The organism is Candidatus Accumulibacter necessarius, assembly GCF_036625085.1.
This window is the reverse complement of record NZ_JAZKUM010000001.1, coordinates 833,139-853,177: the sequence shown is the minus strand read 5'-3', so window position 1 is coordinate 853,177 and position 20,039 is coordinate 833,139. Positions and strand designations below refer to the sequence as shown.

At 61.9% G+C, this 20,039-nt stretch carries 21 protein-coding genes; 14 read left to right on the top strand and 7 right to left on the bottom strand.

Features of this window, described 5'->3' with window-relative positions:
• From V5B44_RS04185 to V5B44_RS04175, 3 genes are all read left to right on the top strand, one after another.
• Nucleotides 1-662: nitroreductase family protein (locus V5B44_RS04185; RefSeq protein ID WP_434735396.1), on the top strand; the 662-nt coding region annotated here is incomplete at its 5' end.
• A 94-nt stretch (nucleotides 663-756) separates the two neighbouring features.
• A complete protein-coding gene (locus V5B44_RS04180) occupies nucleotides 757-1,548 on the top strand; it encodes a hypothetical protein (RefSeq protein ID WP_332357852.1) in 792 nt (263 codons plus the stop codon).
• Nucleotides 1,549-2,026: 478 nt separating this feature from the next.
• Complete coding sequence (locus tag V5B44_RS04175) at nucleotides 2,027-2,773, top strand: N-acyl amino acid synthase FeeM domain-containing protein (protein WP_332357851.1); 747 nt, start codon at nucleotides 2,027-2,029, stop codon at nucleotides 2,771-2,773.
• Here the strand turns inward: V5B44_RS04175 and V5B44_RS04170 are convergent.
• On the bottom strand, nucleotides 2,748-3,521 hold the full coding sequence (locus V5B44_RS04170) for an MBL fold metallo-hydrolase (protein WP_332357850.1): 774 nt from the start codon (nucleotides 3,519-3,521) through the stop codon (nucleotides 2,748-2,750). The two genes, V5B44_RS04175 and V5B44_RS04170, sit on opposite strands and share 26 nt — an antisense overlap.
• 506 nt (nucleotides 3,522-4,027) lie before the next feature.
• On the opposite strand from V5B44_RS04170, the gene V5B44_RS04165 reads away from it, so the two are divergent.
• The 3 genes from V5B44_RS04165 to V5B44_RS04155 all read left to right on the top strand — a co-directional run bounded on the left by V5B44_RS04165 (nucleotide 4,028) and on the right by V5B44_RS04155 (nucleotide 7,396).
• A complete protein-coding gene (locus tag V5B44_RS04165) occupies nucleotides 4,028-5,227 on the top strand; it encodes a glycosyltransferase (RefSeq protein ID WP_332357849.1) in 1,200 nt (399 codons plus the stop codon).
• Nucleotides 5,228-5,728: 501 nt separating this feature from the next.
• The gene (locus V5B44_RS04160; protein WP_332357848.1) at nucleotides 5,729-6,382 is read left to right on the top strand and encodes a DapH/DapD/GlmU-related protein; all 654 of its coding nucleotides are present in this window, start codon (nucleotides 5,729-5,731) and stop codon (nucleotides 6,380-6,382) included.
• A gap of 240 nt (nucleotides 6,383-6,622) precedes the next feature.
• The gene (locus V5B44_RS04155; RefSeq protein WP_332357847.1) at nucleotides 6,623-7,396 is read left to right on the top strand and encodes a PEP-CTERM sorting domain-containing protein; all 774 of its coding nucleotides are present in this window, start codon (nucleotides 6,623-6,625) and stop codon (nucleotides 7,394-7,396) included.
• Between the two features lie 176 nt (nucleotides 7,397-7,572).
• On the opposite strand, the gene V5B44_RS04150 is transcribed toward V5B44_RS04155, so the two are convergent.
• Nucleotides 7,573-7,902 (bottom strand): SMR family transporter, encoded by a 330-nt coding sequence (locus V5B44_RS04150; RefSeq protein WP_332357846.1) that lies wholly within the window; start codon nucleotides 7,900-7,902, stop codon nucleotides 7,573-7,575.
• A 48-nt stretch (nucleotides 7,903-7,950) separates the two neighbouring features.
• Nucleotides 7,951-8,280, bottom strand: a complete 330-nt coding sequence (locus V5B44_RS04145) for a DMT family transporter (protein ID WP_332357845.1) — start codon at nucleotides 8,278-8,280, stop codon at nucleotides 7,951-7,953.
• A 332-nt stretch (nucleotides 8,281-8,612) separates the two neighbouring features.
• Here V5B44_RS04145 and V5B44_RS04140 point away from each other — a divergent pair, with 332 nt between their 5' ends.
• Entirely contained in the window at nucleotides 8,613-9,854 is a 1,242-nt protein-coding gene (locus V5B44_RS04140; protein ID WP_332357844.1) for an ABC transporter permease, read from the top strand.
• A 31-nt stretch (nucleotides 9,855-9,885) separates the two neighbouring features.
• Complete coding sequence (locus V5B44_RS04135) at nucleotides 9,886-11,097, top strand: ABC transporter permease (RefSeq protein WP_332357843.1); 1,212 nt, start codon at nucleotides 9,886-9,888, stop codon at nucleotides 11,095-11,097.
• A gap of 138 nt (nucleotides 11,098-11,235) precedes the next feature.
• Here the strand turns inward: V5B44_RS04135 and V5B44_RS04130 are convergent, their stop codons facing one another.
• The 4 genes from V5B44_RS04130 to V5B44_RS04115 all read right to left on the bottom strand — a co-directional run bounded on the left by V5B44_RS04130 (nucleotide 11,236) and on the right by V5B44_RS04115 (nucleotide 14,937).
• On the bottom strand, nucleotides 11,236-12,363 hold the full coding sequence (locus V5B44_RS04130; protein WP_332357842.1) for an SGNH/GDSL hydrolase family protein: 1,128 nt from the start codon (nucleotides 12,361-12,363) through the stop codon (nucleotides 11,236-11,238).
• A gap of 358 nt (nucleotides 12,364-12,721) precedes the next feature.
• A complete protein-coding gene (mnmA, locus tag V5B44_RS04125; protein ID WP_332357841.1) occupies nucleotides 12,722-13,822 on the bottom strand; it encodes a tRNA 2-thiouridine(34) synthase MnmA in 1,101 nt (366 codons plus the stop codon).
• Between the two features lie 12 nt (nucleotides 13,823-13,834).
• A complete protein-coding gene (locus V5B44_RS04120) occupies nucleotides 13,835-14,494 on the bottom strand; it encodes a hypothetical protein (protein ID WP_332357840.1) in 660 nt (219 codons plus the stop codon).
• Complete coding sequence (locus V5B44_RS04115; protein WP_332357839.1) at nucleotides 14,482-14,937, bottom strand: NUDIX hydrolase; 456 nt, start codon at nucleotides 14,935-14,937, stop codon at nucleotides 14,482-14,484. Before V5B44_RS04115 ends, V5B44_RS04120 begins: the two co-directional genes overlap by 13 nt.
• Before the next feature lie 105 nt (nucleotides 14,938-15,042).
• Here V5B44_RS04115 and V5B44_RS04110 point away from each other — a divergent pair, with 105 nt between their 5' ends.
• Genes V5B44_RS04110 through V5B44_RS04085 form a run of 6 tightly spaced genes read left to right on the top strand, consistent with a single transcriptional unit; the run spans nucleotide 15,043 to nucleotide 20,031 of the window.
• Nucleotides 15,043-15,963, top strand: a complete 921-nt coding sequence (locus V5B44_RS04110; protein WP_332357838.1) for a branched-chain amino acid transaminase — start codon at nucleotides 15,043-15,045, stop codon at nucleotides 15,961-15,963.
• 26 nt (nucleotides 15,964-15,989) lie between these two features.
• A complete protein-coding gene (locus tag V5B44_RS04105; protein WP_332357837.1) occupies nucleotides 15,990-16,187 on the top strand; it encodes a zinc-finger domain-containing protein in 198 nt (65 codons plus the stop codon).
• A gap of 38 nt (nucleotides 16,188-16,225) precedes the next feature.
• Nucleotides 16,226-17,242, top strand: coding sequence for a lipopolysaccharide heptosyltransferase II (gene waaF, locus V5B44_RS04100; protein WP_332357836.1), 1,017 nt, complete (start codon nucleotides 16,226-16,228; stop codon nucleotides 17,240-17,242).
• On the top strand, nucleotides 17,239-17,682 hold the full coding sequence (locus tag V5B44_RS04095; RefSeq protein ID WP_332357835.1) for a YybH family protein: 444 nt from the start codon (nucleotides 17,239-17,241) through the stop codon (nucleotides 17,680-17,682). Before waaF ends, V5B44_RS04095 begins: the two co-directional genes overlap by 4 nt.
• On the top strand, nucleotides 17,679-18,650 hold the full coding sequence (locus V5B44_RS04090; protein WP_332357834.1) for a hydrolase: 972 nt from the start codon (nucleotides 17,679-17,681) through the stop codon (nucleotides 18,648-18,650). The genes V5B44_RS04095 and V5B44_RS04090 overlap by 4 nt, the downstream gene beginning before the upstream one ends.
• A 1-nt stretch (nucleotide 18,651) precedes the next feature.
• Nucleotides 18,652-20,031, top strand: a complete 1,380-nt coding sequence (locus V5B44_RS04085) for a phosphomannomutase/phosphoglucomutase (RefSeq protein ID WP_332357833.1) — start codon at nucleotides 18,652-18,654, stop codon at nucleotides 20,029-20,031.
• Nucleotides 20,032-20,039: the final 8 nt, after the last annotated feature.

Sequence of the window (20,039 nt, the reverse complement as noted above, 5' to 3'; positions counted from 1 at the left end):
TCGAAGAGTATTTCCGCGTCAGGGGTTTCCCTGAACCGGAGCAGGCGATCCGTTTCCTTCTGGGCGTGTCGCCGGCGATGCTCCAGATGCCTTATCTCGTGGATAACTCGCGTGTAAATTTTTCCGACAAGCGAGGACCGTCCACCGGCATGGCATGCCAACTGTGTGCCGGGATGGCGGCCACGGAGGGGCTGAAAATCCTGTTGGGTCGGGGCAAGGTGCTCGCTGCACCTTGGGGTCAGCACTTTGACGCCTACCGGACCAAGTTCACCCGGACGTGGCGGCCGTGGGGAAATCACAACCCCATTCAGCGTCTCGCTCTTGTCATCGCGCGGAGACAATTCGCCAGCGTGGCCACGTTAGCGCAGCCAGCCCTAACTGACCCTCAATGGCGCCCCATAGAAAAGATCGTTGATCTCGCGCGCTGGGCGCCCAGTGGCGACAACACGCAGCCGTGGCGATTTAATATCCTCGATGACCTTCGTTTGGTGGTCCATGGTTTTGATACACGTGACCACTGCGTCTACGACCTCAACGGCCGCCCCAGTCAGCTGGCAATCGGCGCCATGCTCGAGACGCTGCGGATAGCTGCTTCCGGCCATGCCCTGCGCACGGAAATCAGGCGCAGGAGTGAATCCGAGGAGACCCCACCCCATTTTTGACGTCCATTTGCTGCCAGCCCCAGAAATCGCCCCCAGCCCCTTGATTCCTCATATCACCACCAGATCCGTACAGCGACGCGCGATGGCAACCCAGATGTTGACCATCGACCAAAAGAGTGCTCTCGAGGCGAGTGCCGGCGATGGATACATGATTGTCTGGCTGGACGGTTGGCGCAACCGGCTAAAAGTAGCCCGCCTGTTGTTTGCGACCGCCAAGTTGCGGCTGACGATACCGGAAGCCTATGCGGTGCACCGCGAGGTCATCGACTGGCAAAACCCGCAATTCAGCCCCGACAAGGTACCTTCCCGGGCTGTTGGTCTCGACCCATTCGCGCTCACTCTCATGCGCTGGGTGATGAAGAGCTGGAAGCGTGTCAAGTTTTTCAACACCTACTTTGCTGGCACTTTCCTGCCACGCGTCGAGCTGGACCTGGTACCGGGACTAGCCTGTGCTGCGCATTTCCTTATCGTGGCCAAAAAAGCTCCGCCCGCTGTAATCGACGACTACATTGCCGCGGGTGGGGCAATACAGCGCTTCTGGCTGACCGCAGCAGGACTCGGCTTGAGCATGCAACCGGAAGTGACCCCGTTGGTGTTTTCGGCATACCATCGTGCCGGTACGCGCTTTTCGGCGCAGGACGCTGCCGGGGAGGCTGCCCGCAACATCGCCCGTAGTCTGAGTGATCTGGTATCTGAAGGACCTTGCACGCCGTGCCGTTTTCATGGGTCGCATTGGCGTCGGCAAGTCCGTCACCGCCCGATCGCTGCGTTTGCCGCTCCGCGAACTGCAAGCGCCTTTGGCAGGCAAGCCAACAAGCACTCCAGGACACCGCACCTGAGCAGCGTTCCGCCCGACAGATGCATCCCCAGGAAATCGCCACCTTGAACACAGCATCGGGAGGGAGACTCCTCAAACCGGCACGCGCATCGCCAACCGAGTGGCAATTGAAGTGGCGTTTGGCCGTCCAAACAGTCTGACTCGCAAACAGAATCGGTATTATACTCGTTACGAAGTACGCTCAACGCTACCCAGCAAGCTCCTGCCGCAGGCTGATGCGACGGGCGCCGCTCGCATGCTCGCCCTCGCGATATCGGAAGGATTGGGCACTCATCAGCCACGATTAACCTTGTAGACGTGGAATGTTGCTGAACGATGCCGTAGCGAATGGGAACCTCGGGCCTTGGCCAGCAGGAAGTTTGTTTGTCGAGCAGCTCGGGAGGGCGAGGGGTGACTTGTCGCACGGAGGAGGTAAAGGACAGTGATACACCGCATCGTCAAAAGACTGACCAGAATGGTCAGCAAAGCGTCCCCGGCGGATGACGTCCCGCCGCCGTGGCCGCATACGATCTGTGAGGTGACGGTGATGGACACGGATCGCTTGCGGCCGATGTGCATTGAAAGCAACCAACCGCCTCGGACCCACGAGTTCCCGCGTGCCCACGACAAATTCCGGATCAAGCTAGCCGGCTCGCAGGATACCAATCACGATGCCAGCGTATTGATCGAGAAGATGTACTCCTGGCGTGGTTACGCTGCGAGTGACAACGCGGAGAACGCGCCCAACCGACTCACCCTCAATGCAGTGTTTCGTGGTTCGATCTACGGAACCATCACGGTCAACGTGGACTCGCCGATCGGTCTGGCATGCGAAGAGGTCTATCCGGATGCCGTCAAGTCGTTACGGGATCAGGGGCGCAGGCTATGCGAGTTCGGCAGATTTGCCGTCGAGCAGTCGGTTCGTTCGAAGCGATTGTTGGCGACCCTCTACCACATGGTCTACATCTATGCCCACCGCCTGCACGGTTGTACGGACGCACTGATCGAAGTCAATCCGCGCCACGTTGCGTTCTACCAACGCTACCTGGAATTTCACGTTTTCGGCGAAGAGCGAATCTGCGAGCGTGTTGCTGCGCCAGCTGTTCTGATGCGGCTTGACTTCGATGTGACGGAGAAACGAATTGCCGAAATCGGGGGGCGTTGGCGCATGTTGCCGGACGAAAAGAGCTTCTACAAGTACTTCATGGATTCAGACGCGGAAGCAGCAGTTGTGTCTCGCCTGAGCGGACAAAGCGAAGAGGAAGCAATCAGGGTTCAACGGCCGCTCCCTTGAGACCGAGGTACTCGCGTACCGCGTCTTGGGTTACAGGCCCGCCGTGGCCCAGGAAGTACTGCCGGATAGGGCGCTTCGCAAGCACAACGATGTTGTCGCGGTTACGTTCCACTTCCATATGGAAATAGTGCTCGCCCGGCCTGCTCGGGAACAAGACACCGCCCAGCCAGCCGCCGAGGATCATGTCGCCCACGAAAGCACGACCGTCTTCGAGCAGCACGACCAGGGATCCAGGAGTGTGCCCGGGCATTGGCAACACGCGGCCGGCTAGGCCGTAAGCGGCCAGATCAAGCTCGGTGTCGACTTCAACGTCGGCCCGGAAAGGCTTGTAGGAAGCGTCGATCGGCAGCAACAGGATCAGCCTGGCGGTGAGACTGGTGGCTGTCACCGGTTCATTGACCCCAGACTCCATCATCGAGCGATCACCTTTCCCGGCAATCAGCACGGCGCCGCTGCGGCGCCGGACTTCTGCCGCCAGACCGGCATGGTCCGCATGCCCATGTGTCAGAACCACCGCGGCCAAGTCTTGGAAACGCACACCCTCTCGTGCCAGGGCTGCGGAGAGCTCCGGTAGATCATCCTTGCTCCCCACATCGACAAGAAAGGAGCGAGTGCCACTCTTGACGAGAAACGCATTCGACATGCTGAGTGGGATCTGAACCACACGCACCTCATCCGTGGCTTGTCCCGACCCTGCTCCGACGACGAGAAGGAGCACCAGGAGTAACCGGCGAAGGGCGTGGATCATGCCGTCACATGTCCAGCTGTGATGAAGGTGCGGGGACATTCCCGGAAGCCACCGCGAAGAAGGCACTTGGGCCGCTCCAATCGTCGCGCAAGCATTGCGAGTGTAATCACGGCCCCGGCACTGGCAAGATTCGAGAGGTCAATCAGGGACAGGTACGCTCTGCTGTCGGCAAGCAGACGCATCGTTACTGACGGCACTCGGAAAAACCATGGGCTGCAGGAAACAAACAGGTTGGGAGTGTGCCATCTTGATTACAATAGTTGCGTCTCGGCAAACGCCGTTCGCCGAAGATCCCGAAGACATCATGATAACCCACGCGCCAACGAGCGTGCGCTCCCCGGATAATGATCCTGATCCCGATGTTTGCTGCATGGCCCGGCGCATGAGGTACGGCAAGAGAAGCCTGACCGCGACCGAGCATGCCGGGCCCGGGGATGCTCTGCTCAAGACTTGGCTTGGACGGACTGTCGGCACGATTCCGATGCGATAACGAGACGAGGTGCCGGTTGAAAAGAGTCCTGTTCGTCGCCGAAGCAGTCACCCTGGCGCACATCGCACGGCCGCTTGTCCTCGGAGGATCGCTTGATCTGCGCCGGTACCAGGTGGCGCTCGCCTGTGATCCGCGCTGTCAGTGGTTGCTCCGAGACTTCGCCGGAGAGTACTCTCCGATCCGCTCCATCGAAGGGAGAGCCTTCCTTGATGCCTTGGCACGTGGCAAACCGGTGTACGACGTCGCGACGCTGGAGGAGTATGTGAGGGATGACCTCGACCTGCTCGCCAGGGTCAAGCCGGATGCTGTTGTCGGCGACTTCAGGTTGTCGCTTTCGGTCAGCGCCCGACTGGCTCAGGTACCCTATGTCGCCATTACCAACGCCTACTGGAGCCCTTTTTTCAGACCAGCCCTTTACCCGGTCCCCAGCCTGCCGTTGACACGGGCGCTTCCCGTCAGCCTCGCCGGGCTCCTGTTCTGGCTGGCCAGGCCACTTGCCTTTGCATACCACTGTCGGCCGCTCAACGCAGTCAGGCGCCGGCACGGGCTACCGTCGCTTGGCTCCGACTTGCGACGCGTTTACACCGACGCTGACCAGACGCTATACGCCGACGTACCCGAATTCTTTCCCGGAATCACGCTCCCGGCGAATCACCGGTTCATTGGCCCGATCATCTGGGCACCCCCAGTCGATGCCCCCTCCTGGTGGAACGACCTACCAGCCGACCGGCCACTTATTTATGTCACGCTTGGCAGTTCGGGCCAGGAGAACCTCCTGCCACAGGTACTGAACGCGCTCAGCACCCTTAAGGTGACCGTTATCGCGGCGAGCGCGGGTGGTTGTCTGCCGACGTTCATCCCCGCCAATGCCCACGTCGCCCGTTACCTACCAGGCGACGAAGCAGCCCGACGCGCTCGGCTCGTGATCTGCAACGGGGGCAGCCCGACCAGCCAGCAGGCACTGGCCGCCGGTGTTCCGGTCATCGGCATCACCAGTAATCTGGATCAGTTGCTGAATATGGCGTCCGTTGTACGGGCTGGTGCCGGCCAGATGCTGCGTGCCGATCGCTTCAGCGGCCACCGGCTGAAGCAAGCAGTGACCAGACTGCTGGCTAGTGACTACCACCGCGCTCAGGGACTCGCCATCGCGAGAATTTTCGCCTCGCATTCTTCGAGTCAATGTTTCTCCAGCCTGATGTCAGATTTGCTGCCCTAGCCTGCCTTGCTGGGCTTGTCCGTGGTCTTGTTTTCAATTCTCTCTACGGGCCCCGCGCGAGTCTGCTGCGGCCTCTTCAATCGGTGTCTCACACCCGTCAAAGCGCGCCAACCGGGCTTGGATGAGGGCAACCTCCTGCAGCGGGGGAACGCAACACCAGCAGACCCTGGCTACGTTGCCACCCGATGCTCATCAAGATGGACCGGAACTTCTTGACAAAGAAGTTTGACAGCGGCTGCAGGGGACAGCGATACTTCGCGGATCACTGGCGCGCTCCCGCCTCTTGCTGGAGTTATCCGCTGGGCGTCCGACCCGGACCCCGAAAGCGCCCTTGATGCCATGGGCTGGCTGGAAAACCCCGATCAAGCTGTGTTCACCCTCGGCTTATGGCTCATGAAAAAATGGCGGGCCGTCACACCCGAGGACGGCTGCCACGGGATCGGGATCCGATTCGGGCCATTCCGAGCGGGTCAGTGTCGCGCTTGAGTGAGGAGCAATAGGGTGAAAACAGGCTACCTGGACTTCTTCTTGTGCGGTGGCGCAGTCAGCGCCATCCTCGCCGGCACGCTCGGCTTGATCAGGATGCTCCTGCCCCTGTCAATCGCCGTGTTCGCCGAATACCACGTGATCGTTAACTTCCTTCTCGCCCTGCTGTTCTACGGGATTCTCTCTGCGCTGGTAATTCGCATCCTTCTGTGGCTTCGCCCCATGGAAGCCGGCGAATACTCCATGGATTCCCCAACCTTCACCTACTGGAAGCTGTTGACCATTGTCTATCGACTGGGGCAGGGGGCGCTCCTCCCCTTCACGCCAGTCTTCGTCAAGCCGCTGATCGAGGCGCTGTTCGGCGCCCGGGTGGGTTCCAACGTGGCGCTGGGCGGCACAATCGACGACCCCTACCTGGTGACCATCGGCGACGGCGCAGTGCTTGGCCATGCGTCCCTGGTGTCCGCAAACATGCTACATGGCGGCAAACTGACCTGCGGTCGCGTGACGATCGGTGCCGGCGCCACCGTCGGCGTCAATTCGGTCATCCTGCCGGGCACCGAGGTGGGCGAGAACGTCACTCTGATGGGCGGCTCTTATGTCATGCCAGGTACGAAAATTCCGGCGGGAGAAACCTGGCGAGGGAACCCTGCTCGCAAGTGGCTGTAGGTGCCACCGCACGGCGTGACAGCGCGCCGTGCACTCCCGGGGGTGTCGGAATTCTTTACACTCAACCCATGGGAAACGCCATTCTGGCAATGTGTTTTTCGATAAGCCTATGGTTTTAATACACTCTGCAATGCCTGGCACGGTTTTAGCTTTGTAACGGCCAGATGGTTTGGATTGCTTGCCATCAAGACGATGCAACGCATCATAAGTCCGACGATCACAACTTTTTTGGAGAATGAAATGAAGAAAACTCTCAGCGTGGTGGCAGCCGCAGTGGCTCTTGGCGTCAGCGGGTCAGCCAGCGCGGTAGTCATCGACCTTTTTGACACCGACCAGGCAAGACTCGAAGAAAGTAGCATTGCTGGTAATGGTATCTTTTCGCAGGTTTCGTCCGTTGCAGGAGACATCCTGGGAGACTACCGTGACCTGGGGTTAGACCTTCTCAAACAGAGCCAACAAAACAGGCGGTCTAGCGCCATCGTACTAGGCGGCACTTACAGTTTCAGCAATGAGTCCGGCAATGGTTCCAGGGCGCTGATTCGTTGGGATGGCAGCAAGGCGGCTACGAGTTTCGACGTCAGCGACGTCGACGTGACCGGCCTCGGCGGGCTGAACATTGGGGGCCCGACGTCGCAGTTCGAGCTTGAAGTCGTCGAGTCGGATTTTGGTTACGAGTTCGTCGTTACAGCGTGGACCGATGCCAACACCTGGAGCAGCATTAAAGTGCAGGCGCAGGCACATGCAGTCCCAACGACGACATATCTCCCGTTCTACGCCTTTTATGACTGCACGAACCAGATTCCGGGCGCAGAAACGACCTGTGGTCCCAATGGTCCTGTCGATTTTGGCAATCTCGGCGCTCTGGAGGCAGTACTTGATCCGAAGGGAGGAGCGATCAACATCGATCTCACACTCAATTCCATTAAGACGGTTCCGGAACCCACTTCGCTGGCCTTGGCTGGTCTTGGCCTGATGGCCCTGAGTGGTATCCGTCGTCGGCGGAACGTGGGCTAAAGTTCGCCCCCGATGCAGGGACTGACATACTCGGGCGCTACTACCGCGTCCCGTGTATGTCAGTCGGAGCGGGTACCTCCCGCCCATGCCCCAACGGCAGATCCGAGTTGCTGCGGCAGATGAGGTCGTGTTCTTTCCAAGCTGTACAGCGCTTCAGGCCTTCTCGCGCTGCACCCCTAGTGAACGACCGAAGCTGAAAACAACTGAAGCACGAGCACCCCGGCCACGATCATGCCGATGCCAATGATCGCCGGCAAGTCCAGTACCTGCCCAAAAAAGAAACGCCCCACCAGACTGATCAACGCCACCCCGGAGCCGGACCAGATGGCATAAACCACGCCCACCGGGATCGTCTCAAGCGTCAGCGACAGGAGGTACAGGGCCAAAGAGTAGCAGCAGACCACGGTCACCGACGGCCAAAAGCGGGTGAAGCCCATGGCCAGCTTGAGTGCTGACGTGGCAATCACCTCGGCCACAATGGCTACAGCGAGCAACAGCCAGGGCATTTCAGCCGCCCGCCTGTGCCACGGGGACAGCGTCAGTAACGCAAGGCATCAGTCAGCCACCGTCTTTGAAAAAACGTTGATCACCACCACGCCGCCAACGATCAAAGCGATCCCCACCAGGCCTGCCGCATCCAGCGTCTGCCCCATGAAAAACCAGGCCACCAACGTGATCAGCGCCATACCTACGCCAGACCAGATGGCATACACCACGCCAACCGGGATCTTCTTCAGCGTCAGCGAAAGCAATATGAAAGCAATCTCGTAGCACACCACCACGATCACTGATGGCCAAAGACGGCTGAAGCCTTCGGTGGATTTGAGCATGGACGTGGCGATCACTTCGGCCACGATTGCCACGAACAGCAGGAACCAGGTCATCCGCTCAGCTCCCTGTTTCGGATTATGGAGATTGCTTGGGCAGACGGCAGGACTGAAAAGGCCGAGTGTTAGTGATGTGAATCAGCGGGATAGCAGTCTGACACAGCGTCTTATGGTGGCACAGGCGATCATTTTCAGTCGCACGAAATCGGGCATTCCAAGTCAGTCCCGAGTATCCTTGATAGACGTACCCCGGTCAACCTCAGTCCTTATCATTGAACGGGCGAAAGCCCTGCCAGATACCATGCAGCGTCATGTTGTGCCAGAATGTGTTCTGGCCGTTGTTGCCCGAGGACAGATCGGCGGGCAAGAGTGTCTCGGGAGGGTTTCGATTGCAGGTCGCGTGCTCAGAGTTCTGGTCGGAGTTCCTCACCGCGTTCAGAAATGTCGTTCGCCAGTACCGAAGAAGCCTGTTTGGCATCTCGGCTGTGGCCTTCGGTGTCATCGCGCTGCTGCTGACGGCCGGATTCGTCGAGTGGATTTTCTGGGCCGCCCGCGAGGGCACCATCGAGGAAGGGCTTGGACATATCCACATCATGCGGCCTGGCTACCTCGAGCATGGGCAGGCCGACCCCTACAAATACCTGATGCCCGAGAAATCAGCGGAGATTTCCGCCATCGAGCGACTTTCGGCAGTGCGTACGGCGGCGCCGAGGGTCGGCTTCACCGGTCTGATCAGCCACGACGAGACAACGCTTTCTTTCATCGGCGAAGGGGTAGATGCGAAAAGGGAGCGCGTCCTCAGCCCGAGCCTGTTGATAAGCTCCGGCAGCAACCTGGCGCCGGAGAACAGCAAGGGGATCTTGCTCGGGCGCGGCTTGGCGGAAAATCTCGGCGCCGAGGTAGGAGACACGGTCGTATTGATGGCGACAACGCCATCAGGCGGGACCAACGCCGTCGAGGCGAATGTTCGCGGCCTGTTCAGCACTGTCAGCAAGGCCTACGATGACTCGGCGCTTCGCGTCCCCCTGCCGCTGGCCCAGCAGTTGCTGCGCATCTCGGGCGTTCACCTTTCCATCCTGGTGCTCGATGATACGGCTCACACGACGGATGTGCTGATGAAGCTCCGCTCCGATTTCAAGGACTCGGGCATCCGCTTCGTTCCCTGGTACGACCTGGCCGACTTCTACAACAAGACGGTCACTCTCATGTCGCAACAGGTGATGGTAGTGGAGTTGATCATTGCCATAGTGATCGTGCTCGGCATTTCAAATACCATGACGATGAACGTCCTCGAACGGACTTCGGAAATAGGCACCTGCCTGGCCATCGGTTGCCGAAGGCTGCAGATCCTGCGCCAGTTTCTTTATGAGGGATTGACCATCGGGCTGATCGGCGGCACGTTGGGAGTGGCCCTTGCTTGGCTGCTCGCGGCCCTGATTTCCACTGTGGGCATCCCCATGCCACCGCCGCCGGGCATGTCGCAGGGCTATAACGGGGAAATCATGCTGACATCCCGACTGGCGGTCGAAGCCTTCGTTCTCGCACTCGCGACAACCTTGCTGGCCAGCGTCTATCCGGCATGGCGGGCATCGCGCATGCAGATTGTCGATGCTTTGCGGCACCAGCGGTAGCCTGTTGCACCTACGCAGACCTGGACCACGAATGCTGAGACTTGCACTGCGCAATATCCTGCGCCAGAAATTCCGCACCGCGATGACTTTGGCAGTGATCGTCTTTGGGGTCGCAGGCCTGATCCTGAGCGGCGGCTTCGTCGAGGACATGCTCGTACAGCTGGGCGAGACCATTATTCGCTCCCAGTCCGGGCACTTGCAGGTTCTCAAGACCGGCTACTTTGCCAAGGGAGGTCGCAGTCCGGATCAGTACCTTATTGAACGCCCGGAGGTCTTGCGACGGTCAATCGAAAAACTGCCGCAGGTGGATGATGTCATGCTGCGGATGAACTTCTCAGGTCTGATCAACAACGGCCGCAGCGACTGGCCGATCCTCGGCGAAGGTGTCGAACCGGATGGCGAGGCCCGTCTGGGCACGCATCTCAAGATCACGGCTGGACGCCAGCTCACCTCTGCGGACCACAGCGGCATTCTGCTCGGCGAGGGGGTGGCGCGGTCCTTGAACCTTCAGCCGGGAGCCACCGTAACCTTGCTGCTCAACACGGCCGAAGGTGCGCTCAACACGCAGGAATTCGAGGTAATTGGCATCTTCCAGACCTTCTCGAAGGACTTCGACGCGCGTGCGGTGCGGATTTCACTGGCGGCCGCTCAGGAACTGATCGGTAACCGCCTCGCCAACAGCGTGGTCGTATCACTGAAATCGACCAGTGACACGGAAAACGTCGCGGCATCCCTGCGCACTCTCCTCGACGGAAAGAAGCTGGAGATCAAGACCTGGCAGGAACTCAATGACTTCTACAGCAGTACCGTCGCGCTCTACGAACGGCAGTTCGGCGTGCTGCAGGCCATCATCCTCATGATGGTTCTGTTGAGTGTCGGCAACAGCGTCAATATGAGCGCGTTCGAGCGCGTCGGCGAGTTCGGGACGATGATGGCCCTGGGCAACAACCGGCTCCTGATATTCAAACTGGTGGTTGTCGAGAACACCCTCCTGGGCGCGGTCGGCGCCGTCCTGGGCATCACCATCGGCATAGCGCTGGCACTGGCGATTTCCGCCATTGGCATTCCGATGCCACCGCCGCCCAACGCCAATATCGGCTATACGGCGTTGATTCGGGTGGTGCCTTCGGTCGTCGCCATCGCCTTCGTCGTCGGCCTGATGGCGACAGTCCTGGCCGCGATCTTTCCCGCCAGCCGGGTTGCCAGGACGCCGGTGGCCGATGCGCTGCGTCAGAATCACTAGGATGACTCCGATTCGCCTCGACTCCAGCACCGGCTACGGCAAGGCGGCCGAACGATTCAAGCTCCGGCCGCGCACCGCAAACGGGCGCCCAAGGCGTTTCCGTGTAAGCCGCCGCTTCCTACCCGGTTTCCTCAGACTCTAGCCGGCCACCAAGACGCCGGCGACCCGTGCGGTTTCGGCACGACGCTTCCCGCTCGATCCGAAGCCAAAGGCGAGGAAGCCAACCCCCACCAATAGCCAGGTGGCCGGCTCCGGCACCGCCTCCCGCATCTCCTGGGCAACGATCTCGTGGGTCCGCGCGGAAGGGTGCACGATGTCCCAGAACATGTGCTCATCCGCGTTCGCGCAGACGGTCACATCCTTGTTCGGGTCAAGCACGGAAGCAACGTAAAAATTCTGCAGACAAGGATTGTTGACCTCGGTCAGGCCGAAGCCGCCAGGGTTGGCGAACATTTCCTGGGTCGCGCCGAAGGCGTCGTAGCCTACGATGTGCAGACCCGGGGTCGCCCGTAGACCGGCGAGCGCTTCGTCCAGCGCGAGATTGAACTGCTCGGAGTAGTACCTACCGGCAGCGGCCCCCCCTATGCTCCTGACCGCTGGAACGACGCCAAGGTCGGGAACCGTCGGGACAAGGACCTCGCGCGCACCCAGAGCGACCAGAGAAACGATCACCTCAGCAACGTCCTCAACCGCCTGAGTGAAGCGGGCTTGTGCAGGGACAGAACCAAGACCTGGGGTACCTGCGACCGTCAGCACATCCTGGACATCATTCGAGCCGCCCCACACGACGTACAGCGCATTGCCATCCGCTGCCGAACCCCCCAATCTCGCCTGGTACGACTCCAACTGACCGAGGAGGCTGAAGGCCCGGAAAGCGGAAGGGTCTGCTGCTGGCGGTAGCCCACCCGGCTGAAGGTCAAAATTGTGGTAGCGCGATCGCGCACCGCCCACTGCGTAGTTTGTACCGCCGAGCAGGGACGGTGTGAGCTTTCCGCTCTGCGCGAGGTGTCCATCCTGGATCATCTGCTCCCAAAGCAACTCGGCATAACTCGGTCCGTTCTGGAAGCGGCCCGGCCTATACGGCGGCGCGACAGGGATTGGAGTGCCGTAGGTTACCGGATTGTCTTTGACGCCAGTCCAGGCGTACAGGTTGCCGTTGTCGGACAAGCTGTCTCCGAAAACGTACATGTTCGAGAAACTGGCCATTGCCGCGCCGGGCATGGCCAGGGAGATAGCTGCAAGGCAGCCGATGAGATGTCTCAGCATCAGAAAGCCCCTCCTTGGGTGGTCACGGGATAGATACGTTGCCGACCGCCAAAGCGTCAGTAAAGACCTCGTTACGGATCAATCAACAGCGTGCGCCCGGCGACAACGCGTTTTTTCCGGAAGCAAGAATCACGCCATGCTATGTATTCAGAGACTTACCACTTCTCACCGGGCACAGTGTAAAAATTCTCGACAGTTCAACGCCCGTTCAGCCAGTTGCGCCCGCCGGAGCAGGGGTCGAGCTACAACATTTCGTTATCTGGCAATGCGTAGCCCACGCCGCCTCACGTCGCGCTCGGCTGACGGGAACCTGGGACCTGCGCTACCGGGAGCGCCAGCCACAGTGATCGGAGAGCCTTCAGGCAATCACGCCCCCACCAAGGCAGACCCGGCTTTCGTAGACCACCACCGATTGGCCCGGCGTGATTGCCCATTGCGGCTCGGCGAAGCGGATCAGGCACGCGTCGCCGCCGACGCGTTCGATTTCGCAGGGGGCGTCGGCCTGGCGGTAGCGCGTCCTGGCGGTATACACCCAGTGTGCATGCGGCGGCTCGCCGGCCACCCAGGACAGGTCCCAGGCGCTCAGCTCGTCGGCCAGCAGCGCCGGATGCGTGTGCCCCTGAACGACGTAGAGGACATTGCTGGCGATGTCCTTCCTGGCCACGAACCAGGCGTCGTGGTCGCCACTCGGGCCGCTCCTGCCCCCCTTGACGCCGCCAATGTGCAGGCCCTTGCGCTGGCCGATGGTGTGGTAGGCAACGCCATCGTGCTCACCGAGTACCCGGTCGTCGTCGAGGCAGCGGATCTCGCCCTTCTTCGGCGGCAGATAGCGCATCAGGAACTCCTTGAACGGGCGCTCGCCGATGAAGCAGATGCCGGTCGAATCCTTCTTCAGCGCGACGTGCAGGCCGGCGGCCGCGGCGATCCTGCGCACCTCGCGCTTGTACAGGTCGGCCAGCGGGAACAGCGTCCTGGCCAACTGCTGCTGGTTGAGGCGATGCAGGAAGTAGCTCTGGTCCTTGGTGCCATCCTCGGCCTTGAGCAACTGCCAGGCGCCCTGGAACTCGCGCACGCCGGCGTAATGACCGGTGGCGATGCGGTCGGCACCGATCTTCAGTGCGTGCTCGAGGAAAGCGCTGAACTTGATCTCCGAGTTGCAGAGCACATCCGGATTCGGTGTCCGGCCAGCTTCGTACTCGCTGAGGAAATGGGCGAAAACGCGTTCCCGGTATTGGCTGGCGAAGTTCACCACCTCAACGTCAATGCCGAGGGTGTCGGCAACGCTCATCACATCGACCAGATCCTGGCGCGACGCGCAGTATTCGTCGGTATCGTCGTCCTCCCAGTTCTTCATGAACAGGCCAACCACCTGCCAGCCCTGCTGCTTGAGCAGCAGGGCCGCCACCGCCGAATCGACGCCGCCGGACAAACCGACGACCACTGTCTTTCCCTCGCTCATTTTCGTCCCCTGCTAACGTTCGATTGGCGAACCATCGCCAGGCCTCTCGGCGACCACGACCACCCTCTCGGTCTCTTCCTCGCCTTCGCCGTCGAGCCAGTTTGCCAGCGGCAGCACCACCGCCGGCTGACCGTTGTCACGAAACCAGCTGTCGACGACAAAACGCGCCGGCTCGGCGGCGTTATCCGGTTCGGCCGCAAGCGGTTGTCGCTCTTCGGGTGCCGGTGCCAACGCCTCGACCTGCGCCGAGAAGTGGACTGCCACCAGATAGCGGATGCGTCGCACCGGCTCCAGGACCCGGTGGAACTGCAGCCAGCCCCGATTCTCGAGCAGCCGCAACAGGCGCGTCGTCGTGGTCGAGTGGTCGATGCAGTCCATCCGACCATGGACGCCAGCGTCGGCAACGTTGCCGCCGCGGTCGGCGGCAATCGGTGTCTGCTGGCCTGCCCAGCCGAGCAGCCAGCCGACCGCCTGCGACAGGCGGTCGCGCTCTTCGGCGGCGCTGCCGGCAGCGCCAAGCAGATCCCGGACCTGGGCCAACTGGTCAGCGGCGTAGTGGGCCTCCTCCTCGATCAGGCAACCATAGTCGTGACACACCTTCACCGTGGCAGCGGTGTCGGCGATGGCCGCCGTCGCGGCAGCGAGGAGAAGACAAAGCGTCAGCCAGCGCATGTCTCGTGGTGCAGCAGTTCGAGCGGATAGCGCCTGCCGGCCAGCCAGTCCTCGATGCAGCGCAGGACCAGCGGACTGCGGTGCTGCGCCTGCAGCGCCCGAACTTCATCGAGTGTCAGCCAGTGCGCCGCCAGGATGCCATCGTCGAGTGGCCGACCGGGGTCATGCGCGCTGATTTCGCCACCGAAGGCGAAACGCAGATAGGTCACATCCCTCGCCTCGTTGCGGTAGTTGTAGATCCCAATCAGGTACTGCGGATTCAGGCGATAGGCTGTCTCTTCGAGTGTTTCGCGGATCACGGCATCGATCAGTGACTCGCCGCACTCCAGGTGGCCAGCCGGCTGGTTATAACAGACGCCGTATTCGGTTTCCTCCTCGACCAGCAGGAAGCGACCATCCTGTTCGAGCACCGAAGCGACCGTCACGTTGGGTTTCCAGACCATTGCAGGAGCCTTGAATTGGAGTACAGGCGCCATTTTACCGCCAACCCGGGGGTGAAATCGGCTAGAATTTCCGCTTCAGGGTTTCCGGCAAAGGGAGAGCAGGCCATGTCCATGGCGGATCGCGACGGCTTCATCTGGTATGACGGCAAGCTGGTGCCATGGCGCCAGGCCACCACCCATGTACTGACGCACACCCTCCACTACGGCATGGGCGTTTTCGAGGGCATCCGCGCCTACAAGGCCGAAAAGGGCACCGCCATTTTCCGGCTCGACGAACACACCGACCGCCTGTTCAACTCGGCATACATCTTCCAGATGAAGATGCCTTACGACAAGGAAACCCTGCTCGAAGCGCAGAAGGAAGTTGTCCGCGCCAACCAGCTCGAATCCTGCTACATCCGGCCGATCGTTTTCTATGGCTCCGAGGCCATGGGCATCGCAGCCACGGCGGTCAGCACGCACGTGGCGGTGGCCGCCTGGCCGTGGGGCGCCTACCTCGGCGCCGAGGGGATGGAAAAAGGCATCCGCGTCAAGACTTCGTCCTTCACCCGGCATCACGTGAACATCAACATGTGCCGCTCGAAGTCGGTCGGCACCTACACCAACTCGATCCTCGCCCACCAGGAGGTGGCGCACGATGGCTACGACGAGGCGCTGCTGCTCGACGTTGACGGCTACGTTGCCGAAGGTGCCGGCGAGAACGTCTTCATCGTCAAGAAAGGCAAGCTGTACACGCCGGATCTGACCTCCTGCCTGGAGGGGATTACCCGCGCGTCGGTGCTGCAACTGGCTGACGAGCTGGGCATCCCGGTGATCGAAAAACGCATCACCCGCGACGAAGTGTATTGCGCCGACGAGGCCTTCTTTACCGGTACGGCGGCTGAAGTGACGCCGATCCGCGAACTCGACAATCGCCAGATCGGTCCCGGCCACCGGGGACCGATCACGACGAGAATCCAGAGTCTGTTCTTTGACTGCGTCAACGGCCGCGTGCCGGCGCATGAAGACTGGCTCGCCTACGTCTAATTTCAGCCTGCAAGGTTGCCACAATCATGTCCCAGACCACCCCGCAGAAGCCCATCGAGGTCACCGCTCACGACTTGCCGCTGCACTGCCCGACCAAGGATGCACCGCTCTGGGCAAGGCATCCGCGCGTCTTTCTCGACGTCACGCACAGCGGCGAAGTCGTCTGTCCCTACTGCAGCGCCCACTACGTCTTCAAGGGTGAACTGCCGAAGGGGCACCACTGACCGTCACCCGGCGCGGGTAGCCGGCTGAACAGCCACTCATGAAGGCACTCATCGTCGCCCCATCCTGGATCGGCGACACGGTATTGGCGCAAGCGCTCTTCATCCGACTGCACGAACGGATTCCCAGCCTGCAACTCGACGCTCTCGCACCCCGCTGGGTGGCACCGGTCCTTGAACGCATGCCGGAGATTGCCGAGGTCGTCGATAGCCCCTTTGTCCATGGCGAGCTGTCACTGAAGGCACGTCAGCGGGTGGCTCGTCAGCTGGCGCAACGCGGGTATCAGCGAGCCTACGTGCTACCCAATTCGATCAAATCGGCACTGATCCCGTTCTTTGCCGACATTCCCGAGCGCATCGGCTTCGTCGGCGAAAGCCGCTACGGCCTGATCAACCGCCGGCACACGCTGAACAAGGCGCTGCTGCCACAGATGGCCGAACGCTTCGCGCAACTCGCCGAGGCGCCAGGGGCGCCACTCGTCAGGCCAATCCCCCAGCCACGACTGAGATCCGGCAGCGAGCAACGCGCTGCCACGCTGATCGCACTGGGGGTTGCTCTCCCCGAGAAGCTGGCCGTTTTCTGTCCCGGCGCCGAATACGGCCCGGCCAAGCGCTGGCCGACACGGCATTTCGCCGCCCTGGCTGATTCGCTGGCTAAAGCGGGTTACGCGGTGTGGCTGCTCGGCTCGGCGAAAGACCGGGCCATCGGTGAGCAGATCGTCGACCAGGCACAGCCGGCCAACCTGCCGCTCAACCTCTGCGGCGCCACCTCGCTGACCCAGGCCATCGACCTGCTGGCAGCAGCGGCGTTCGTCGTCTGCAACGATTCGGGCCTGATGCACGTCGCCGCCGCCCTCGGACGACCGCTGATCGCGCTGTATGGCTCGTCGTCCCCCGGCTTCACGCCGCCGCTCTCGGAGAAGGCAAGGATCCTCAGTCTTGAGCTTGACTGCAGCCCCTGCTTCAAGCGCCAATGCCCACTGGGCCATCTCGACTGCCTCAACAAGCTCGACCCGCAGCGGGTTCTGGCGGCATGCCTGACCAGGGCGCTCGCATGATTGTCGTCTTTGCCACCCCTGAAGATGTCGAAACGGCCTTCTACGAGGCCATCGCACGTGCCGACCTGGTCGCCCTGATGAGTGTCTGGGCGGACGACGAAGAGATCGTCTGCATTCACCCCACGGGCCAGCGCCTGACCGGTGCCGAGGCGATCCGCAACAGTTGGCGCGGCATCTTTGCCAACAACCCGCGCCTGATGGTACGCCTGTCGCGCGGCGTTCGCTGGAACGGCATGCTGCTGTCGGTGCACAACGTCGTCGAGACCCTGTACATCGGCGAGGAGCGCAAACCGCAGGGCCCGATGCTGGCGACCAATGTCTTCCAGCGTGGCGCCAGCGGCTGGCGCCTGCTCGCGCACCACTCCTCGAGCGCCGCCGATCGGGACGTCGCCGACAGCAGCGGAGCGGGCGAGCGCAGCGGGCCGCGGACGCTGCATTGACCAGCTACCGTGCGCCCGGCTGGCTACCCGGTGGCCACGCCCAGACCATCTACCCGCTGCTGATCCGGCCCGATCCCCTGCCCTATCACCGCGAGCGCTGGGAAACACCGGATGGCGATTTCATCGATCTCGACTGGACCGACGCCCCGGCCGCGCGACAGCCCCGGGATTCACGCCCGCTCCTGATCCTTTTCCACGGGCTCGAAGGCAGTTCGAGCAGCTATTACGCGATCACCCTGATGGGCGCCGCCGCGGCCATCGGCTGGTCGGGCGTGGTGGTGAATTTCCGCGGTTGCTCGGGCGAGAGCAATCGCCTGGCGCGTGCCTACCATTCCGGGGACAGTGACGAGATCGACTGGATCCTGCGCCGCCTCCGAGCGCTTTTCCCACTGCGGCCGCGCTACGCCGTCGGCGTCTCACTCGGTGGCAATGCCCTGCTCAAGTGGCTGGGGGAGAGAGAAGCAAGCACCAGCGATTACCTGCAAGCGGCCGCCGCGGTCAGCGCGCCGCTCGACCTCACCGCCTGCGGGCACCATCTCGCGCGCGGTTTCAACCGCGTCTACACCCGGCATTTCCTGCACACCCTCAAGCGCAACGCCGCCGCAAAACTGTGCCGCCACCCCGGCATCTTCGACGAACGCCGCATGACTGCGGCCAGCAACCTGTACGAGTTCGACGACGTCGTCACGGCACCGCTGCATGGTTTCAAAGGCGCCGAAGACTACTGGCGACGAGCGTCGAGCAAGCCCTGGCTGGCTGGCATCCGTCTGCCGACGCTGGTCCTCAACGCCCGCAACGATCCTTTCCTGCCGGCGCAGGCTCTGCCTACCCCCAGCCAGGTCGCCGCCAGCGTACAACTCGAATTCCCGCGCCAGGGCGGACACGTCGGCTTTGTCACCGGCAGCCTGCCGGGGCAACTCGACTGGCTACCACAGCGCATCTTCAATTATTTCCAGCACGAGGTCTGACATGAATGCTCCCCTGCCGGCCACGATCTTCAAGGCCTATGACATTCGCGGTATCGTCGGCACGACGCTGACGGCCGATATCGTCTGCCAAATCGGCCACGGCCTCGGGTCGCTGGCGGTCGAGCGTGGCCAGCGCGCGATCGCGGTTGGCCGCGACGGGCGCCTGTCGGGACCCGAACTCTCGGCGGCATTGATGGAAGGCATCCGCAGGGCCGGCATCGATACCGTCGATGTCGGCTGCGTGCCGACGCCGGTGGTCTACTTCGCGGCGCACGAACTGGGCTGCCAGAGCTGTGTCGCCGTCACCGGCAGCCACAATCCGCCCGACTATAATGGGTTGAAAATGGTCATCGGCGGCGAGACACTGGCCGGCGAAACGATTCAGGCGATCAGGCAGCGCGTGGATGCCGGCCGGCTCAGCCACGGCGCCGGCCAGGCCAGCAGTGCCGACGTCCGACCAGCCTACCTGGCGCGGATCACCGGCGACGTCCGGCTGGCGCGGCCGATGAAGATCGTCATCGACTGCGGCAACGGCGTGGCCGGCGGCATCGCCCCGCAACTCTTCCGCGCGCTGGGCTGCGAGCTGGTCGAGCTGTTCTGCGAAGTCGACGGCAGCTTCCCGAATCACCATCCCGACCCATCGAAGCCCGAAAATCTCCAGGACGTGATCCGCGCACTGCGAGCGACCGACGCCGAACTCGGGCTTGCTTTCGATGGCGATGGCGACCGCCTCGGCGTCGTCACCCGCGACGGCGAAATCATCTACCCGGATCGTCAGTTGATGCTCTTCGCCGCCGATGTCCTCAGCCGCTGCCCCGGCCAGCAGATCATCTACGATGTCAAATGCACCCGCCTGCTGGCACCCTGGATCCGTCAGCACGGTGGCGAGCCCCTGATGTGGAAGACCGGCCACGCGCTGGTCAAGGCCAAGCTCAAGGAAACCGGTGCGCCGCTGGCTGGCGAGATGAGCGGCCACATCTTCTTCAAGGAACGTTGGTTCGGCTTCGACGATGGTCTTTATGCCGGCGCCCGGCTGCTCGAGGTGCTCTCGCGCGCGACCGACGCCAGCGCGCTGCTGAAAGCACTGCCTGACAGCAGCTCGACACCCGAGCTGAACATCGGCATGCAGGAAGGCGAGCCCTTCGCGCTGATCGACGAACTGCAGCGTCAGGCGCACTTCGTGGGCGCGCGCGAAATCATCACCATCGACGGCTTGCGCGTCGAGTACGCTGACGGCTTTGGCCTGGCACGTCCGTCGAACACCACCCCGGTGGTAGTGCTGAGATTCGAGGCCGACACCCGTGAGGCACTCGAAAGAATTCAGGCGGATTTTCGCCGTGTCCTCAACGCGGCGCGCCCCGGTCTGGCGTTGCCATTCTGATCCGTCAA